Here is a 19,080-nt window from a genome sequence, read left to right on the forward strand (position 1 = left end):
GGTGAATATTGTTGTATCTGTTTGTAAATATTGCTTGGAATAATGAAATCTGTCCCCTATAAAGGTAGGCGCTAAACGTAGATTTACTAATGATATTATAAGTTTTTCTAAACAGCATTCGATAATAATTAGTATGATTGATGGTTGCTATAACTAAAGATCATAGATAGCAACAATAACCAATAGGACAGATTATGGCACACGATATTTTATTTGAGCCTGTAAAAATGGGCACACAAACGCTAAAAAACCGCATTATGATGGCCCCACTGACACGTCTGCGTGCCGTTGAGCCAGGCGATGTCCCTATCACATGGGCAGCAGAGTACTACTCGCAGCGTGCAGGGGCGGGCCTTGTCATCACTGAGGCAACGCAAGTATCGTTTCAAGCAAAAGGCTATGCAGGCGCACCAGGGCTACATACTCAAGATCAAGTCACTGCATGGAAAGCCATCGTTGACAATGTCCATGCCAAAGGTGGCAAGATCGTCGTCCAGCTATGGCACACAGGACTTGTCTCACATGAAAGCGTACAACCTGAACGCCGTGCGCCAATTTCAGCCTCAGATGTCGATGTAGGTATCCGTACCTCATTGCGTGATAGTGACAACCAAGCCATTCGCGCGGATGCCACGCCGCCGCGCCCAGCCAGTCTTGATGAGATTCAGCAAGTGGTTACTGACTTTGCGCATGCAACCAAGTGCGCGCAGGAAGCGGGGTTTGATGGTATTGAGATTCATGGCGCGCATGGTTATTTGCTGCATCAGTTTTGGGCCGAGCATACCAATCAGCGTGACGATGAATACGGTGGCAGCCGCGAAAACCGCGCGCGTCTGACCTTAGATGTTATCGATGCATGTGTGGATGCTTGGGATGCAGATCATATTGGTATTCGTATCTCGCCACTGGGCACATTCAACAATGTTGAGGGAGGCTACGAAGAAGACGATAACATTTGGCTGATTGAACAAATCAATAAGCGTGGTCTAATGTATTTGCATCTGTCAGAGCCAGATTGGGCAGGTGGTACGCCGTATAGCGATGAGTTCCGTCAGCGTGTCCGTGATGCGTTCGATCAGACCATCATCGCGGCGGGTGGCTATGATGCGGACAAAGCTGAGAAGAACATCAAAGCAGGCTATATCGATGCGGTAGCATTCGGTCGTGATTATATTGCCAACCCTGATCTCGCTGAACGTATTCAAGAGGGCGCACCGCTCAACGAGCAGCATCCAGAGAGCTTCTATGGTGGCAGCACGGTTGGCTACACTGATTATCCGTTTATGAATGAAGTGTAAGCAATTATCCATCCGTCAGTATCACTGAATAGGCAGACAAACGCGTTATAAAAAAGCCCTTTGACTATCGATAGTTAGAGGGCTTTTTTTTACGCATTTATTTTGATTAATATCCAAAATTGCCTGTTTGATAATCACGGAACGTTTGTCGTAGCTCATCTTGGGTATTCATCACAAAGGGGCCGTGACCTGCGATAGGTTCACCGATTGGCTCGCCGCTTAGCAGTAGCAATTTGATAGGTGTGTCTTCATCGGTAGTTGCAGGGTAGGTCAATTCGATAGTATCAGTAGCAGGTAATGATGAATGTTCAGATTGAGTGCCTACATGATTTCGAATAGGCGCTGAAAATTCAATTAGGCTGCCTGCGCTGACGGCTGTACCGTTGACCAATATTTGACCTTCTTGTACCAGGAGTAGGGTATTGTGCGTTTTCGGTACTTGTAGCGTGGTTGTACCTGCTGTATGTAGCTCAATATCCCACATATTGACTGGCGTAAAGGTCGTTGCTGCTCCCGCTATCCCATGCCAGTCACCGGCAATAATGGCAGCTTGGCCAATGACAGTTTGCTCGTCGCTATTGTCTATCAGATCAACGATAGGCATATCAGCACGTTTGATAGATTGGTATTTTGGGTCGGTCAGTTTATGGGCGCTTGGCAAGTTGACCCATAACTGCACCATACTAAATATACCACCACGTTGCCCAAAGGCTTCAGAGTGGAACTCTTCGTGCAGAATACCGCGACCAGCAGTCATCCACTGTACATCACCTTCTAAAATATTACCGCGCCCACCTGTCGAATCTACATGACTAATCTCACCTGCATAAGCAATGGTGACAGTTTCAAAACCTTTATGTGGGTGTTGACCAACGCCATGTGGCTGCATTTTATAAGAGGGATTGGGTGAAAACGTTGTTGGCTTGGCATAATCTAATAATAAGAAAGGATCAGTATGGCTATAATTAAGGTCTGGATTATCATCTAAATGACTGATCAGAGTTTTTACAAAAAAGCCGTCACCTACCCAGTGCGACTCTTTTTCACCGTGAATGTGTTTAATTGAACGCATGGGTCACCTCATTAGTCTAATTAGAATTACTATCAATAGAAAAGCTATTATTAAGTAATACTACTATGAATATAAGAGTGGATTGTATGAGTTTTTATTACTATTTCATTCCTAGTGCTGTCAGCAGCGATTAAGCAAATGTTAAACACTTATAAGTGTCCATGATTAGACGATCTCACCACTCACAAAACCACTGGCCCATGCCCACTGAAAATTATAACCACCAAGCCAGCCGGTCACATCAAGCACTTCACCGATAAAGTACAAGCCATTTTGCAAGTTGCTTTGCATCGTTTTGGAGGATACTTCATCGGTTGTGACGCCGCCGCGTGTGACCTCAGCGGTACGATAGCCTTCTGTACCAGAGGGCTTGAGCTTCCAGCCATTGAGCGTAGCCCCAAGTTCTGTGAGTCGCTCGTCTTTGATATTGGCAAGTTCTGTATCTTTGATGTCTTCCCACAGATGCGTCTGTAACGCTGCCAATAGCTTTTTGGGTAGCGCATTGTCCGTATTCTCTGCCAATACGGTACGAATCAGTTGGCGTGGGTGTGATTTTTTACGAGTCAGTAAAAGCTCAGTGACGTCTATCTCAGGCAACAGATTGATACTGATGGTTTCCCCAGTCTGCCAATAGTTGGAGAGCTGTAGCATGGCAGGGCCAGAGAGACCACGATGGGTAAATAGGACGGGCAATTTAAAAGAGATACGCTCATTACTGGCAATAACTGGCAAACTGATACCAGCCAAAGCACGGATAAGCTCGCCTGTTTTATCAGTGAAGGTAAAGGGTACAAGGCTAGCGTCAGTTGGCACAAGAGTATGCCCGAACTGCTGCGCCAACTCATAGCCGATACCACTTGCTCCCATGGTCGGGATAGATAGTCCACCAGTGGCGATGACTAAAGACTCACAGCTATAGCCTGTTTGCGAAGATTGAGTGCCGTTCGCAATGTCTTTTTTACCAAGCTTTTTACTCGTCGTTAGATAAAAGCGCTCACCGTTATCATGAGCAGCAGTTTTAACGTGATCAATCTGAGCATTAAGCTTTACTTGTACGCCTACAGCCGTGCATTCATCTAGGAGCATAGACAAGATATCTTGTGCCGAGTCGTCACAGAACAGCTGACCGTGTTCGCGTTCATGGTAGGCAATCTTATGCGACTCTACCATGCCGATAAACTCCCAACTTGGGTAACGACTTAGCGCTGATTTGCAGAAGTGGGGATTGGCACCAATAAAGTGCTCAGGCTCTACAAAGTAATTGGTAAAGTTGCAGCGACCACCACCTGACATCAAAATCTTTTTACCAGCTTTATTGGCATGATCCAAAACCAATACGCGGCGACCGCGCCGTCCGGCAGTCAGTGCACAGTACAACCCTGAAGCGCCAGCACCAATAATAACGACATCATAGTGAGTATGGTTTTGTGCATTGCGTTGATTAGTCATTGCGGTCTCGTAAAACGATGGGGTGAAAAAAGTATAACCAGGCCAAGCATTGTTTTTATTAAAAACGCGGCTGACATTTTGTTAAATGAAGCAGTATGTTTAGTGTAGCTATTGTCCATATTTCACTAAAGGTTACAAGGATTAAATGCCCTAAGCCATACGCTGTTACCGTGTGATCACAACCAGCTGTCATTTTAGTACTATCGTTATGATAGCTGCCCCTATAAATAGCATTATACGTACCAGTATAAGTACTAATATAATTATCTAAACATACAGATGTACAGTGAAATTGTTATGTTTGGCTTTTGATGTCTTGCAACCGTCACGCTTATTTGTCAAACTAACGATGAGTGTCACACATTATGGAAGATGACTCTTATCGCTTACATGGGGCGCGTCATAGACGTTTATCCGTGTAAGTCATAATAATTAAAAGGGACCCAACACTATGACTCAGAAATCATTTCCTATCTCAGCCGAGTTTATGGCTGCTGCCAATACCACACCTGATAAGTACCTTACAGACTACCAGCAATCTATTGAATCAATCGAGGCAATTGATGCTTTTTGGGCGAAGCGTGCTGAGCTAATCGATTGGATAAAAAAACCAACCAAAGTCAGTAACGTCAATTATGACTTAGATGATTTTCGCATCAAATGGTTTGAAGATGGTGAGCTAAATATCTCAGTCAACTGTCTTGATCGTCACCTCGAAGAAAACCCATACAAGCCTGCTATCATTTGGGAAGGTGATCACCCTTCATTGCACAAAATTATTTCTTTTAAAGAATTGCATGAAGCTGTCTGCCGCTTAGGTAATTCATTGCGCAAGCTTGGCGTTGTAAAAGGTGACCGCGTAACCTTGTATATGCCAATGATACCGGAAGCCATGGTAGCGATGCTGGCATGTGCGCGTATTGGTGCGGTGCATTCAGTGGTGTTTGGTGGTTTTTCTGCCGAGAGTCTGGGCAATCGCTTGATAGACAGTCGCTCAAAAGTTGTTATTACTGCTGACGAAGGTTTACGCGGCGGTAAGCACACACCGCTTAAAGCCAATGTCGATCACGCACTCGACATGGATGGCACTGAGAGTGTCGAAAAAGTCATCGTCGTTCATCGTACGGGTAATTCTATACCGATGAGTGGCCGCCGTGATGTTTGGTATCACAATTTGGTCGATGGTCAATCAGAGATCTGCGAGCCTGAAGTCATGAATGCCGAAGACCCGCTATTCTTGTTATATACGTCTGGCTCTACTGGTAAGCCAAAAGGTGTAGTGCATACTACAGGCGGCTATATCACCTATGCTATCTCAACGTTCCGTGATGTTTTTGATATCAAAGAAGATGACGTCTATTGGTGTACGGCAGATGTGGGCTGGATTACTGGTCACACGTACTCGACCTATGCACCACTGGCCAATGGCACGACGACGGTAATGTTCGAAGGTGTGCCAGAACATCCAACATGGGCACGTATTGGTCATATTATCGATAAGCATGACGTGACTATCCTATATACCGCCCCAACAGCCATTCGTGCGATGATGAAAGAGGGCGATGCCTTTGTTCGAGAGTCGGATCGTTCTAGTTTGCGTCTGCTAGGGTCGGTCGGTGAGCCGATCAACCCAGAAGCGTGGGACTGGTACTACAATGTCGTTGGTGATGGTAAATGTCCTATCGTCGATACATGGTGGCAGACCGAGACTGGTGGCATCTTAATGGCGCCAATACCAGGGACGGTCGATCTCAAACCAGGCGCGGCAATGACACCACTATATGGCGTCAAACCAGAAATCGTTGATAGCGATGGTGCGATTTTAGAAGGCCCAGCAGAAGGCAACTTGGTGATCAGTAGCGGCTGGCCAGGGCAGATGCGTACTATCTATAATGATCATCCTCGCTTTTTGAAGACTTACTTTAGCGATTATCCAGGTCATTATTTCACGGGTGATGGCGCACAGCGTGATGAAGATGGGCATTACTGGATTACTGGTCGTGTCGACGATGTACTCAACGTTGCAGGCCATCGCTTGGGCACAGCAGAGATTGAAAGCGCTGTGGTTGCGCATCCTGCAACTGCTGAAGCTGCGATTGTCGGTATGCCGCATGAGATACGCGGTACAGGTATCTGTGCATTTATCATTCTAAAGTCGGGTGAAGAAAAGACCGACGATCTAAAAGCAGAATTAAAACGTCATGTGCGTGCTGAGATTGGACCAATTGCGACTTTAGATGCCATCTATATGGTTGATGCACTACCAAAAACGCGCTCGGGGAAAATCATGCGCCGTATCTTGCGTAACCTTGCAGCAGGGCAATATGTGGGACTGGGCGACTTATCTACGCTTGCTGATAGCTCGGTGATTAGTGACTTGGTCGAAGAAGTAAAAGCAGGCCGTGGAGAGTAAGTCAGCCTGATAACGAACCTGTAGTGTTAAGGATAGTTATTCAATACTAGCCATCAATATTTACATATCAAAGTTGAATAAGAGCCATGTTATCGAGAATAGCATGGCTTTTTTACGTAGACGATATTGATATTGGCGCATTTTGAAGGTTCAATAATGCTAACAAGACAACATCGCTACCATTTTAATTGACGATTAATTGACGAGTCACTCGGTACTTACTAGGCTAGCTAATTAATATAGTAGCGACTCATAAATACTTTATAAGGTCTACTGTCATCATGACTGATCATGCTTCGTGCTCAACTGTTCTATCTGCCCCAAAAATCGCCATCATCGGTGGTGGCCTAACGGGATTGCTTACCGCAACACTATTAGAGCGTGCGTCAAACCAGACAGGATCGTCATCTAACAACCCGCAAATCACTATCTTTGAAAAATCACGCAGTGTAGGCCGTTTAGCGACCCGCTATCGCAGCGATAGTAAAACTGATAAAAACTGGCAATGGTCGTTCGGTGCGCAGTTTTTTACTGCGAAAACTGCTGACTTTCAACAGTTTATCGCGCCTTGGTTGGATACAAGGTTGCTACAGCCGTGGTGTGCCGAAGTGGTTGAGTTAACGGCAGCAGATGAAAATGGTCAGTCACCTAATATCCAAAGCAAAGAGCAATGGGACGCGGTGCATGCACGCTATATCAGCACACCAAAAATGACCAGTTGGGGCCGTGAATTGGCCGCCGCGCTCAAGCATACGACGATAGTATTTAAGACCCGTGTCGCACCGCTTGCTCAGTATTTACAGTATCAAAACCAACAGCAGTCTCAGAACCAGATCCAGCACCAAACTCATAATCAAACTTTTAATCAAAACAGCAAGCAAACTGAGCTGTTCGACGAAACTGGAGCCAGTCTCGGTTGGTTTGATTGGGTGATCTGTACAGCGCCAAATGGTCAGGCGGTAGAGCTAATGGCAGATAGCGGTTTTGCTCAACAAGACAAAATTACTAAACCTCAAATGCAAGCCTGCTATACGTTGATGCTTGGTTGGAATGATGTACAAAAGCTACCTGAGACATTAAATGGCCAGCTAACACCGCAATGGGATGTCGCTTATTTAAATAGCGCTATTCTCGATAGGATATTTATTGAGCATCAAAAACCTGCTCATGGTGAACTACTACCAAGTGTCACCATTCATGCACGTAATGACTGGTCAGAAGCCCATGTCGATGAGGACATAGAGTTAGTCGAAGAACAATTATTACAGGCGGCAAAACGAGCATTAAATTGGAATGAAGCTAGCGCACCTAGCCAAACAGACTGCCATCGTTGGCGTTATGCAGCTACTATCGTAAATAAGGATGCTGAAGAGCTAGGCATATTAATTGATGCAACCAAGCAATGGATCGTCAGTGGTGACTGGTGTGCAAAAGGTAATATAGAAAGCTGCTATCGAATGGCGCAGCAAACCGTTAAGGTAATCATGCAAACGCAGTAAGCGTGATATCCATGCTCATTATTTTGCATCGTTTAACGATATTTAAGTTTAGCAAAACCTAAGCAAAAAAAGGCCCACAGAGGGGGTGCTTTCGGCATTATCAGACATTCTCTAATGTTATCCAAACCCTATGTATTATCTGGTTTACATGCTAATATCTATTATCTAGTGTTATCACAACTGACCACCATTTAGTTACATTATTGGTGGTCAAAGTGGTGGTCAGGTTCTCATCTGTATAGATAGATAATAAAGGCGTGTAATCATGGCAGCGTTAACAACTGATACTCAGATAAAGAAAGCTATCAAAGAAGCGCAAGGGCAAAAGCGTGTCTATCACACTATTGGTGGGTATCAAGGTTTAAGACTACGCATGAGGGGTGGTTGTATCGAGTTTCAGCACCGCTACACGCACCCAATGACTGGCAAACGCAAGGAGATGACGCTCGGCCAATACCCCGCCTTGTCACTTGAGCAGGCCAGACGCATGCACAACGACAATATGAGCATGCTTGCCAATACGATGGACCCAATCTCGCAGCGCGATAATGAACGAACCAAGCAAGCCGCTGCTATAAATAACACATTCCAAGCCGTAGCTGATGACTGGCTATATGAGCAAACTAGTAACCCTGACCACCAACCGGCACCCAGTACCTTAACAAACATCAACAGCTACCTAAAACCGTTAGTAACAGCTTTTGGCAAGTTCCCCGTTAGTGAAATTACCACTCAGCAAGTGCTATCACTATGTCGTGACATACAAAAAAACTATGTGCACAAAGGTAATCGCGTTAAACATATGGCACAGCGTATCTTTGCCCATGCTGTGTTAAAGGGCCTCATTGAGTACAATCCAGTGACGCAACTATCAGGTGCCAAAGCATTGAAGGCCACACGAACCAAGCACCATGCGTCACTGACCGATCCCAAGGACTTTGCTGTCTTACTAAGAGATATTGACCAGCTAAGCGATAAGCAGGCATACAACAAAACGATACTCAAGTTATTAACACTGACCTTTGCCCGTGTAGGCGATGTATGCGCGATGCGATGGGCAGATATCGACCTGAACGCTAAGCAATGGGTTTTTACACCTCAAAAGGGGCAGAGGCGTGAGGACATGGTAGAGAGTTTGGTTGTACCACTGGCGCCGCAAGCAATAGCAGTCATAGAGCAAATGCAGTCACTAACGGGTGGCTATGAGTATGTTTTCTATAACGGCAACCGTAAGAAAGGCCAATATCATGATCCGCAAGCAATCAATAAAGTATTAAACGATCCATCTATGAATAGCGGTGGCATTGGTGCCAACTATGAGGGTAGAGGCTACAAAGAAGTGCACACGCCCCATGGGTTCCGTGCCAGCGCAAAAACCATGCTGATGGAAAGACTAGGTTATGACGAGCTACTGACAGAGATACAGCTAGGGCACCAAATGCTTAACAAGTACGGCAAGGCGTATAACCGTATGCAAGCCGTACCTGAACGAACGCGCATGATGACTGAATGGGCAAACTACTTAGATAATATTAAGGCTGGCAAGATTGACAACGTCATTCACACTAGCTTTAAACAACAAGCACAAAAGCTGGGTTAATGCTCAGCTAAACACTTTGCAAGGCTAGGGGTTGCTCCCGAACGACAGATATTCACACCCTTAAACTGTCACCGCCTTGCTCCTATTTTTGCTTAAGGGTGTAGGGTGTGATATGAGCGTATTAGATGATGAAGTGTTTCAAGGGAAAAAATATATTCTCGCAGTTGATTTTATAAATCTAGCTGCCAGCACTACAAAAGATTATATAGATGATATAGCTTCCTATCTTGTTTTAAATAATTTTGATAAAGAAGTATCGTCTTATTCAATGGATAAATATTCGCGTGTCACTCGAGTTGAACGCAGCCAATCTCATGATTATGATGTTAATACTAGAAATTTTTTAGAGAATTGCCACTCAAAGGTAGTTCTTAGTAAGAGTATTTCACTCCGCTTAATAAATGATTTAAAAGGGGACTTCTATTATTCCTATGAAGAGTTAGAGTCCATGAGGTGTATCAAAAAACTAAAGCTAGAACTGACTGCTGAAGCAGCTAGAGTAGTTAGGGACAAGGTAAGGAAATATGATGAGAATGAGATACATTTTATTTATCGAAAGCCTATAGATAAACCTGAAGAGCCTAATGCATGGCAATTAAATTACTTCAAGTTAGAAAAGTTTGATATTAAAACCGCGGCTTGCTTACTTGCTGGTATAGAAGTACGTCTGATAGATCAACATGAAGGCGAAAGTTTATTCGCGGAAGTATTCGCTGATTATATTAGCTATAAACTGATGTTTGAGTTGGCTATAGATAACAACGAGGTCAGTTTCGATGATGATCTTATTAAATCTGAAGATTTACAGAAATATCTCTTCAGGATTGGTTATGTTCTCAAGGGTTTCAATGACTGGTTGAGAATTGAGCCAGCAAAACCTTTGGTAGATGTTCAATTACCTGTTATAGATTCTAGCTTGCCAAAAACACCAAAAGTGGACCATGATGAGTTTACAGAAAAATATGAAGTGCTTAAGAAGAAGTATGAAAGCTTAGAAAAGGAGTTTGATAAAATTCAGAAGCAACTTACAAATGCTACGGTTGAGCTGGATGACAATACTGCCGCAAGTTATCAGACAACTATAGGTATATTGTTGGAAATAATGAAAGCGCCAAAAGGAACAGAAGACAAACCAGCATTTCCTAGCGAAGCTGCCATCATTGGGTTAGCTACTGAAGAAGCAATATTCCGTCAAGGTAAAACATCTTTAGAAAATCGTTTTGGGGCAGCAAAAGAGGCGCTGGCCAATGAAAGAAAAAAACCGCATAACCTCAAGAGAAGTTCGAACTCACGTTAGTGTGTCATGATTCTAGTTGCTGTACGTACTGGAGCGACTCATCAGTTATTAAGATGTGAAGCAATGAGCAAACTAATTTTACATCCGTATTTTTTTGGATCTTTGTATGATTGATTTCGGCGTAGAAGTACAGGAGTTGCTGACAGCATGGGGTAACTGGGTGTTGGCAGAAGGCAACGGTTTAGGATATTCAAGTCCGATGGCTAGTCTAATGCGTGGACATGTTGTAGAGAAAAGCAAAGTACGTTCTGCTATGTTTCTCACTGATGACGAAGCACTAAAAGTAGAAAGACTAGTAACCATTTTATGCGAATGTAAACCCTTAGAAGGCAAGATTTTAAAGCTAAAATATATTGACCGTATGAGCACCAATGGCATAGCAGAGTATTATCTAACGCCGCTCAAGTATGGCAAGGATAGCGTTAACAAAGTGAGCTCGCATACCGCTGTACAGCATATAGCACGTGCTGAAGGATTTATCGCAGGTTTAATAGTTGGCCAAACAAGGTTAAGCCACTGACGCTACACTGCCAATAATAAAGCGGCCATACTTTAATAAGTGCGGCTTTTTTAATGCTAAGTAAATAACTAGGCATAAACTTGCATCCCAATTAGGGCATAGCTTCACCCTAGTTAGGATGCCCATAATACAGGCTTGAGCCATACTGATAACCTCAATCAACGTTAGTTTCAATCTGAAAACTTGAGCTAACAACATCATAGGTGGTAATTATGGCAGCCGTATCTAAAGCAGCAGTGCAAAAGATTGTAGATAAGTATCGTAAGGCAGGGCTTGGCGACCAAGAGATCGCCATTAAGCTACTCAAACGAAAAGATAACGTAGGCAAAAACCTACAAACAGCCGTTGAAAGGTATCAAGAGGCGGGATCACAAACACCCCTTGAGGATGTTATGGGTATGTTTAACCTGAACCCAAGCCGAGCGAAAGGCAGCCGTGTCGCAGGCCAATCAAGCCCCAATGCATCAATAGGCGATAAGCTAAGCTCATACGCAACAAGTGCCGCGATGGGCTTGGCTGATGCAGGCGCAGGCATCGTGCAGATGAATAAACAATTTGCAGATAAAGCTAACACAGTCGCTAACAGCGTACTTGGAACAAATCTAGATACCAATGCAGCAGGTCGCTATAACAAAGAGTATGAGCAAGCAAATTTAGCCACTGATGGCGCTCGTTCGGTTGCAGGTCGTGACGGTGGCGATTGGGTTCGCGGTGGTACTGAGATTGCGGCGACTTTGCCAATTTATGCAGGTAGTCGTGGTGCTTCTTTAAGTGCTCGAATGGCTGACCAAGGCGTGAGAGGTGCAGCAGTTGGTGCAGCTCAATATGCAGACGATACAGATGATAGACTGCTTAATATGGGCGTAGGCGCAGCAGGTGGTGCTATCGGTCAAGGTGTTGGTGAGAAAGTCGCTAGCGCAGTCGGCAAAGGCGTAACGAAGGCGGTCAACGCTAAGAACGGTCGCCTTGCACCAGCTTACAAAGAGATTGACGACTTAGGCAAGCAGTTTGATGTTAGAACGTCCGTTGGCGATATCAAAGGCGGCGGCGTTATTAAGAACACAGAAACTCATCTCGAGCGCATACCAATAGTAGGTATGGGCAAGTTTAGAGAAGGGCAACACAGTCAAGCGAAAGTCGCATCACGTAAAATCACCGGTAAACTTAAAGCTGTTATGGCTGACACAGACTACAAGGCATTGCCAACTATCAGACAAGCAGCCGCAGCAGGTGATAGAAACGCAGCGCGTGTGCTGAACATCGTTGAGACAGCAGGTGACGACACAGGGCGCGTACTACAAGCGAGTGCAGAGGTTCGCGCCTTCCGTGAGGGTAAGATTGCATCAAGATTGTATGACAAAGTAGATGAAGCAGTTGTAGCGAGTGGCAACGACATTGTTACGCCTACCAATACGCAGTCAGCACTAATAAAAACGCTTGATGAACAAGCGGCATCTTTATCGCCTGATGATGTTATTGTTCGAGAGCTCACAGGCATACAAGCCAATTTAGCGGATGCAGCCAAACCGAAAGACTTTGCTAATATGCGTCAGTTGCGATCAAGACTTGGTAATCTTGCAAGTGAGCTAGGGATAAGCGGAAAAGGTGCGGCATCAAAAGCTATCGGTGACTTGCGACAAGCGGTCGACGATGATATAGCAGCCTTTGCGCTTAACTCAGGTAACGCAGGTATCAAAAAAGCCTACCAACGTGCAGACAAGTTTTATAAGAATGCAATGAAGCGTGCGGACAAGGCTATTGCCAATGCAATGGATAGTAACAAGCCCGATGAAATTTACAAAGCATTTATTAAAACAGGTCAAGGCGATAGAGCTAACAACTTCTATCGAGCATTAGACCCAAAAGGGCAAGCGGCATTGCGTTATCAGATGGCTGACCAGGCTATCAATAAGGCCACAAATGAAAGTACAGGTAGTTTCAGCCCTGCCAACTTCGCAAAAGAATTTGAGCGATTGAGTGATCCATATAGCAATATCTTCAAAGGTGAAGACAAGAGGCAGATGGACGGACTAGTTAAACTCATGCGACACGTTGAGCGTGCAGGTCAATACAAAGAGAATCCACCAACAGGAGTAAGACTGACTGATATTGCTATGGTTGGTGGTGTCATGTCCAATCCAATAGGAACCGCAAAAATTGCAGGGATGGCAGCACTAGCTAAAACGCTACTAACCACCAACGCAGGCAAAAACCTACTGCTAGCAGCTAACAAACTACCGGAACACAAACAAGTTGCATTGGATAATCTACTAAAGATGGCAGCTAAACTGTCAGCGGCGGCAGGTGCCAAGACAGGTCAAGAAGCTAATAACAGTGTAGCAGGCACGAAAATTGCCAATAATGCACCGCTAACATCGTTCTAATTACTTGTTAGATATAGATTGCTTAAAGCACTTTAGTTTGGTTATAGTGCTTTTCAGGCATTATATTTTAACTACTACGCTGGAGAATAGATTGAAGTCATTTTTAGTAAGACTACTTCAAGTCCTATGGATTATTGGATTCGCAGTTGTGTTAGGTGGTATTTTTGCCAATATTTCATCCTACAATGAATTGCCTGCCGCGGTGTTCGGTGCATGTGCATGGCTCATTTTCTTTGCAGTAATTCAATACTTACTTTTTGCTACTCTTGATCCTAGGGCCCTATTCGATGGCAGCATGATGCCTAACAATAAAGGCGGTATTACTAGAAGGTCTTTTGCTATTGGTATTGCTACTAGCTTGGCATTGGTAGTAATAAGCGGCGTTACAGCTAAGCTATATCTTACCTATCAAGATAATCAAAAACTTGAAGCTGGTAGTGATATTGATTTTTACAGCGAAAGACTTACAGAAATTACCTACCGCCATGACTTTACAGATTGCTACTACACTGAAGAGGACAAACCAAAGAAAGCTGATGTGCAGCAGATAGCTAAAAACTTAGAAAATCAAGGTGTTGTTGGATTGAATATACTCGTAGAAATAGCAGATCGTAACGACAAAATAGGCGAAGCCTTTCGGTGTGCAATTAGGGAAGATATGAGTATTGATGAAATTGCAACGATAGCCGGCATTGATTACTAATAAACCAACTGTATCTTAAGAACCAAAACCCACCCATTAATCGGTGGGTTTTTTCAATTATATGTTCTCTTAATCGATCAACTAGCACCCTAGTTAGGATGCGAACTCACCCCAACTAGGATGGCAGCCCGCTAAGCTTTTAGCATACTGATAACTCAAATCAACGCCAAGTAACGGCATGACACAGGAGTTAGCAATATGCTAAATGTATCAAACAATCCGCAAAGCTCAACCCAATTGCATCCGCAAGGGCAGACACGTATTAAGACAGCAGCGTCCCTAGTAGGTGTTCATCATCAGACACTCCGTCGGTGGTGGAAAGCTGACAAGTTCCCAAGACCAATTGATATCAACGGCATTCTATTATTTAGAAATGCTGACCTATTATCGTGGCTTGAACGCCAACATTCAGCTAGCAAGGGGGCTTAATCATGACTACTACAGCCACCGGCCCAGTGACCAACCAGCCAGCACCTAAAACACAGATTGACACTGTTAGAGCGCACCTGATGACAGGGGCAACAATCACTACTTGGGATGCTTACCGCCTTTATCAAATCACATGCCTAGCACAGCGCATTCATGACCTAAGAACCGCAGGGCTAACCATTCAAAGCGAGATAGTCACGCACAATGACAAGCGTTTTTCGGTCTATTGGCTTGATGAGCAGACATTACTTGAAAGCGAACTATCTAACAGCGAGGGGAACTAAATGAATAACCACCCTAGCATATCAATCGACACCCCAGCCAGCCGCTTAGTGACCGTGGATAGTCTGTACTTACGTCTTATGTATGACCGCATACAGGACATTTACCGCGATACTGACCACCTAGCCACCGCGCTAGATGCTATCAAAACAAAAGATGAGGTTAGCCAAGGCGTTCTTGTGGCAGTCAAAGCCGCACTTTATGCCAATAGCGAGCTGGCAGGTATTGTTAGCGACATGTTTTGTGACCACGCATTACCGTACCAAGCGGAGGCAACAAGCCATGAGTAATAACGATCTAGTAAACGAAGTTATAGACAGGTTAAAAAATGAAGGGTTTTTGATGATAACTGATGAATTTATAGATCAGCTAATCATTACCCTACATGCTAACGTGACCGCCATTAATAGTCTGACTGAGATAGTAGAAGTAGAAAATAAAATGCTAGCTCTACGCGGTTCGCTACCTACAGGTAGTAGGCAAGTAGATTCGCTTAAAGGATTGTCGACCCGAATAGCAGAAATCGCTTTTAACGTGGAAGGGGTGAGAGATGAGCAAAGATAAGAAAAACGACCTAACATTCTGTGATGTGGAGCACGATAGCCAGAATGTCACGAATTTGAGCCTTTATCATAAGAATTTGAGTGTAAATAGCCAAAATTTGAGCCTAAATGCTGCTATTTTGAGTCTTATTCGCAATATTAAAAATAGGGCCGTTAAATCAGCAGAAAGCACAAAAAACCACATGTTTTCTGGCGGTGGAAAAAAAGGATGTAACAGGGGAGATTACCCATTTTTAGGTAGTTTTTTGACATCTAGTAATAACGAAAACCATCGCTTTACAAGTCATGATAACAAGCGTTATCATAACCCCACAACAAAACATTCAGCGGCAAAGCCAAGTCGTCAACCTTTGGCTATTTTTGTGTCTAAAACTGACCTGATTAACACCCAGAAAGTTACCACGGACACAGATAACAACGTAATAAGTAGTAATCGTTATACCTATGGCACTGGACACAGTGACGTAAGTTATGACGGGATGAGTGAACCTAATAAAATACCCCTTTGGGGAAATAAGTTCCGCGGCCTGAATGCCGTTGTTGTAATCCCGTTTATACCCTTTTTTAAGCATACCCTCACACATACAAAACATTCAGGAGGCTATCATGCCTAATTCAATCCGTACGACCTCAAACATTCAAACCACTACTAACAGCACACCAGCCACATTCAAGGCAGGTGATAGCGTGCTATGCCCGTCTGTGGGCTTTGCTGCTTACAAGCTATTCAATGATAAAGAATATGATTGTTTAGGCTTTACCCTCAACAGCAAAACATACCATTACCGAAATGACGGCAAAGTAAGCCGTGATGATGCCTTACCGTCACTATTCCATGACACGCCAGCAAACCGCCAAGCGATAGCCACGTTATACAATGGCAGCCAATCAAGCCAGCGCACCGTAATAGACATAACCGAACCGAACGACAATGAAGTTATTGTTATGTCATCTTTTGAGTTATCAGATATTGCTTGTGACCTTGAGAGCGCAGCCGTTGTTATAAGTGACATTGGCAAGCTATTAGCACTCATTCACTATGAAAAAATAGAACCTCATGTTGCTATATCAATGGCACGCTTAACGCATGACACCACTGAAACATGGCACGAACTACTGCAAAGCCAGTTAGGTTCAATCAAAGAAACCCTAGCAATGACTCGTTACGGCAAGGAGGGCAGCCAGTGAGAACCTACCCACCAAAACAGAGCCGTAAGCACGCCAAGCGTAAAAGCTACTACAAGAAGTACAGAGCCACGCGCAAGCCGAACCAGTCACAAGCAAGGGGGAACGGATGACCACCACACCAACAGACACCCATGAAAAAGCCCACGCATTTAGCGCAGGCTTTGAAATGATAAGTAGATTTGATGCAGCCACACGGCAAGGGCTAGCAGATGACAATATATTACTTAATCTTTATAACCTATGTGAGCAGTCATGCTCGCAAGATAAGCTATTGCACCTTGATAGCAATATTACCATAACCACAGGCTTTGATACAGGTAAGACAGTGCCCACAGCTGGCACGATAGGGTTAGTACTGAGCAGTAACCAAGATAAACCCGTCACCCTTGCCAGCATTACCGCCAACGGCAATCATGATCCGTTAATCATTGACCGTATGCAGCCGTCCGCGTTGATCATTGGCACGTTAGATAGTGGTAATGAGCTTGTAGCGATTGATGACGCACTAGAGGACGTTGTAAAGCTGGCTTACTACCTCATAGCCGATAATGTCACGCTACTGGTAAGCCTTGATAAGCTGCTATTTAATAGCATGGTCAGTCACTTTGCCGAAATTTATCCCGTGACTATCTTTACTACCTTAGATCAAAAAGACAAAGTTTGTAAGCCGTTCAAGGGCGAGAACGTCAAAGCCATTGTTACCAGTGATAGAAACGTACTAGAGCATTTAGAGTATGGCAATCTAAGCTATAGAGATATATTAGCCCTTGATGATACAACCATACTCGATCTACAAGCTGAGATATGGGGCGAACCTGAACCATTAGCCAATGATCCTAGCAAACCCACACCATACCCAATAAATGCTTTCACAGGACTACTAAGGCGAGTTATTGAGTTAGTGGCGTACTACGCACAAGTGCCGCTTGCCATGGCAGGTCAGTGCGTTTTAGGGTCACTAGCACACATGGGGCAGCGGTTTATTGATGCACCTTTTGGTCATAGCCATATGGCAGCTTGCTTGATATTAATAACGGAAGGTGAAAGCGGTAGCGGTAAAACTCAAGCAATGGGCTTAACTCACTTCAAAATTAAAGAGTATGAGCGCCAGAAGTACGCTAGCTATTTAGATGATGTATCAACGTGGGAAAGTGATAAAGCTAGTTTAAAGGGTAAAGAGTTATCTACATTCTTAGATGAAAACCCAAGGCCGCAAAATCCTAAGACATTATTTGATGATGCAACTATTGAGCCGATACTCGATAGGTTTATTAGTGGTGAAATGAGTAACGCATCGTGGACCACAGATGAAGCAGGGCAATTCTTCAATGGTCATACGATGACTGGTGACACTGCAGGCAGCGCATTGTCTGCAATTACTAAGCTATATAGTGATGGCGAAGTGTCTCGTTTACGCTCGCAAAAGTCTGCTTATGCCACACCGCAAACAGATGCACATGGCGTACGCATGACACTACTGCTACAAGGTCAACGGGTAGTGTTAGAGCAGGCATTAACTGATCCATTGATGAATGGGCAGGGATTTTTAGCAAGGGCCTTAATTGCTTGTCCTGAAGACTTACGCGGTCAAAGAACTTGGGACGACGAGCAGCGCAGGAATGATAGCCCATATGATAATCCTGATTTGATCGCTTACTGGTCACGTTGTCATAGCTTGCTTGATCCGCTACCAGCTAGCCTACCCAATGACAGCACAGGCACACCGCAGCGTATCAAAATGCAGTGGGCAGATGGTGCAGAACAAGTCTTCTATAAACATATGCAGGCAATAGAGAATCGACAAGCACAAGGGCAGACATTGGAGTATTTAAAAGCGTATGCATCACGGATGGCAGAAAATGCTAGTCGTATAGCATCATTGATGGCGTTCTTTGATGAGCGCAAGGTAGTAACTATTGATGATATAACGCGCGCTTTTATGCTAGTGGAATACTCAACAGCCGAACGCTTGCGCTATCTTGATGCAACGCCAGCAGGTGAGCAGAACGATAGTGAGAAACTAAGTAGCTGGCTAGTCGATAAAGTGAGGGGTAAAAACCCACCTATATTGAATAAGTCATTTGTTACCCAAAATGCACCCAATGCACTAAGAGGCAAGAAGCTTAACGGTTTACTTGAAGACTTACAAAGTGTGGGACATATCAGGTTAGAAAGTGACGGGCGCAGGCGTTTGGTATGTATCAACCCTAAGCTGATTAATTAACCTTAGCTATAACTTCGCTAATCTTAAAAAGCTGCTAAACTTGCTAAACTTTATATAGCCCTTGCCAGTCAAGGGCTTAACTTTAGGTAGTGCGCTGCTAAGCATTGCTAAACTTGCTAATCTATCGCTAAACTTGGCTAACTTTAGCGGAACTATAGC

Annotated in this window: 17 protein-coding genes; 15 read left to right on the forward strand and 2 right to left on the reverse strand. The window is 44.2% G+C overall.

Annotated features, from left to right (window positions below):
• Window positions 1–194 precede the first annotated feature (194 nt).
• Complete coding sequence (locus tag CXF69_RS10330; RefSeq protein WP_058024390.1) at window positions 195–1,298, forward strand: alkene reductase; 1,104 nt, start codon at window positions 195–197, stop codon at window positions 1,296–1,298.
• 106 nt (window positions 1,299–1,404) lie between these two features.
• Here CXF69_RS10330 and CXF69_RS10335 read toward each other — a convergent pair whose 3' ends face one another.
• Window positions 1,405–2,370 (reverse strand): pirin family protein, encoded by a 966-nt coding sequence (locus CXF69_RS10335; RefSeq protein WP_102078588.1) that lies wholly within the window; start codon window positions 2,368–2,370, stop codon window positions 1,405–1,407.
• A gap of 165 nt (window positions 2,371–2,535) precedes the next feature.
• Entirely contained in the window at window positions 2,536–3,819 is a 1,284-nt protein-coding gene (locus CXF69_RS10340; RefSeq protein ID WP_102078589.1) for a BaiN/RdsA family NAD(P)/FAD-dependent oxidoreductase, read from the reverse strand.
• 451 nt (window positions 3,820–4,270) lie between these two features.
• On the opposite strand from CXF69_RS10340, the gene acs reads away from it, so the two are divergent.
• The 14 genes from acs to CXF69_RS10410 all read left to right on the forward strand — a co-directional run bounded on the left by acs (window position 4,271) and on the right by CXF69_RS10410 (window position 18,921).
• Entirely contained in the window at window positions 4,271–6,232 is a 1,962-nt protein-coding gene (acs, locus tag CXF69_RS10345) for an acetate--CoA ligase (RefSeq protein WP_102078590.1), read from the forward strand.
• Between the two features lie 281 nt (window positions 6,233–6,513).
• The gene (locus CXF69_RS10350) at window positions 6,514–7,731 is read left to right on the forward strand and encodes an NAD(P)/FAD-dependent oxidoreductase (RefSeq protein WP_102078591.1); all 1,218 of its coding nucleotides are present in this window, start codon (window positions 6,514–6,516) and stop codon (window positions 7,729–7,731) included.
• Window positions 7,732–7,996: 265 nt separating this feature from the next.
• Window positions 7,997–9,331, forward strand: a complete 1,335-nt coding sequence (locus tag CXF69_RS10355) for a tyrosine-type recombinase/integrase (protein WP_102078592.1) — start codon at window positions 7,997–7,999, stop codon at window positions 9,329–9,331.
• A 112-nt stretch (window positions 9,332–9,443) separates the two neighbouring features.
• On the forward strand, window positions 9,444–10,628 hold the full coding sequence (locus CXF69_RS10360; protein WP_102078593.1) for a hypothetical protein: 1,185 nt from the start codon (window positions 9,444–9,446) through the stop codon (window positions 10,626–10,628).
• A 106-nt stretch (window positions 10,629–10,734) separates the two neighbouring features.
• Complete coding sequence (locus CXF69_RS10365; RefSeq protein WP_102078594.1) at window positions 10,735–11,148, forward strand: antiterminator Q family protein; 414 nt, start codon at window positions 10,735–10,737, stop codon at window positions 11,146–11,148.
• Between the two features lie 212 nt (window positions 11,149–11,360).
• The gene (locus CXF69_RS10370) at window positions 11,361–13,532 is read left to right on the forward strand and encodes a hypothetical protein (protein ID WP_102078595.1); all 2,172 of its coding nucleotides are present in this window, start codon (window positions 11,361–11,363) and stop codon (window positions 13,530–13,532) included.
• Window positions 13,533–13,680: 148 nt separating this feature from the next.
• Window positions 13,681–14,235 carry a hypothetical protein gene (locus CXF69_RS10375; protein ID WP_145990086.1) on the forward strand — a complete coding sequence of 185 codons (555 nt, stop codon included), beginning with the start codon at window positions 13,681–13,683 and terminating at the stop codon, window positions 14,233–14,235.
• A 198-nt stretch (window positions 14,236–14,433) separates the two neighbouring features.
• Window positions 14,434–14,664: a helix-turn-helix transcriptional regulator gene (locus CXF69_RS10380; protein ID WP_102078597.1), complete on the forward strand. Its 231-nt coding sequence runs from the start codon at window positions 14,434–14,436 to the stop codon at window positions 14,662–14,664.
• 2 nt (window positions 14,665–14,666) lie between these two features.
• Window positions 14,667–14,948 carry a helix-turn-helix domain-containing protein gene (locus CXF69_RS10385; RefSeq protein WP_102078598.1) on the forward strand — a complete coding sequence of 94 codons (282 nt, stop codon included), beginning with the start codon at window positions 14,667–14,669 and terminating at the stop codon, window positions 14,946–14,948.
• Complete coding sequence (locus CXF69_RS10390; protein WP_102078599.1) at window positions 14,949–15,236, forward strand: hypothetical protein; 288 nt, start codon at window positions 14,949–14,951, stop codon at window positions 15,234–15,236.
• Window positions 15,229–15,510: a hypothetical protein gene (locus CXF69_RS10395; protein WP_102078600.1), complete on the forward strand. Its 282-nt coding sequence runs from the start codon at window positions 15,229–15,231 to the stop codon at window positions 15,508–15,510. The genes CXF69_RS10390 and CXF69_RS10395 overlap by 8 nt, the downstream gene beginning before the upstream one ends.
• Window positions 15,497–16,123 carry a hypothetical protein gene (locus CXF69_RS10400; RefSeq protein ID WP_102078601.1) on the forward strand — a complete coding sequence of 209 codons (627 nt, stop codon included), beginning with the start codon at window positions 15,497–15,499 and terminating at the stop codon, window positions 16,121–16,123. Before CXF69_RS10395 ends, CXF69_RS10400 begins: the two co-directional genes overlap by 14 nt.
• Window positions 16,116–16,697, forward strand: a complete 582-nt coding sequence (locus CXF69_RS10405; protein ID WP_102078602.1) for a hypothetical protein — start codon at window positions 16,116–16,118, stop codon at window positions 16,695–16,697. The genes CXF69_RS10400 and CXF69_RS10405 overlap by 8 nt, the downstream gene beginning before the upstream one ends.
• 106 nt (window positions 16,698–16,803) lie before the next feature.
• A complete protein-coding gene (locus CXF69_RS10410; protein WP_102078603.1) occupies window positions 16,804–18,921 on the forward strand; it encodes a DUF3987 domain-containing protein in 2,118 nt (705 codons plus the stop codon).
• Window positions 18,922–19,080: the final 159 nt, after the last annotated feature.

The sequence above is a fragment of the Psychrobacter sp. Choline-02u-9 genome (assembly GCF_002836505.1).
Taxonomy (GTDB): domain Bacteria; phylum Pseudomonadota; class Gammaproteobacteria; order Pseudomonadales; family Moraxellaceae; genus Psychrobacter.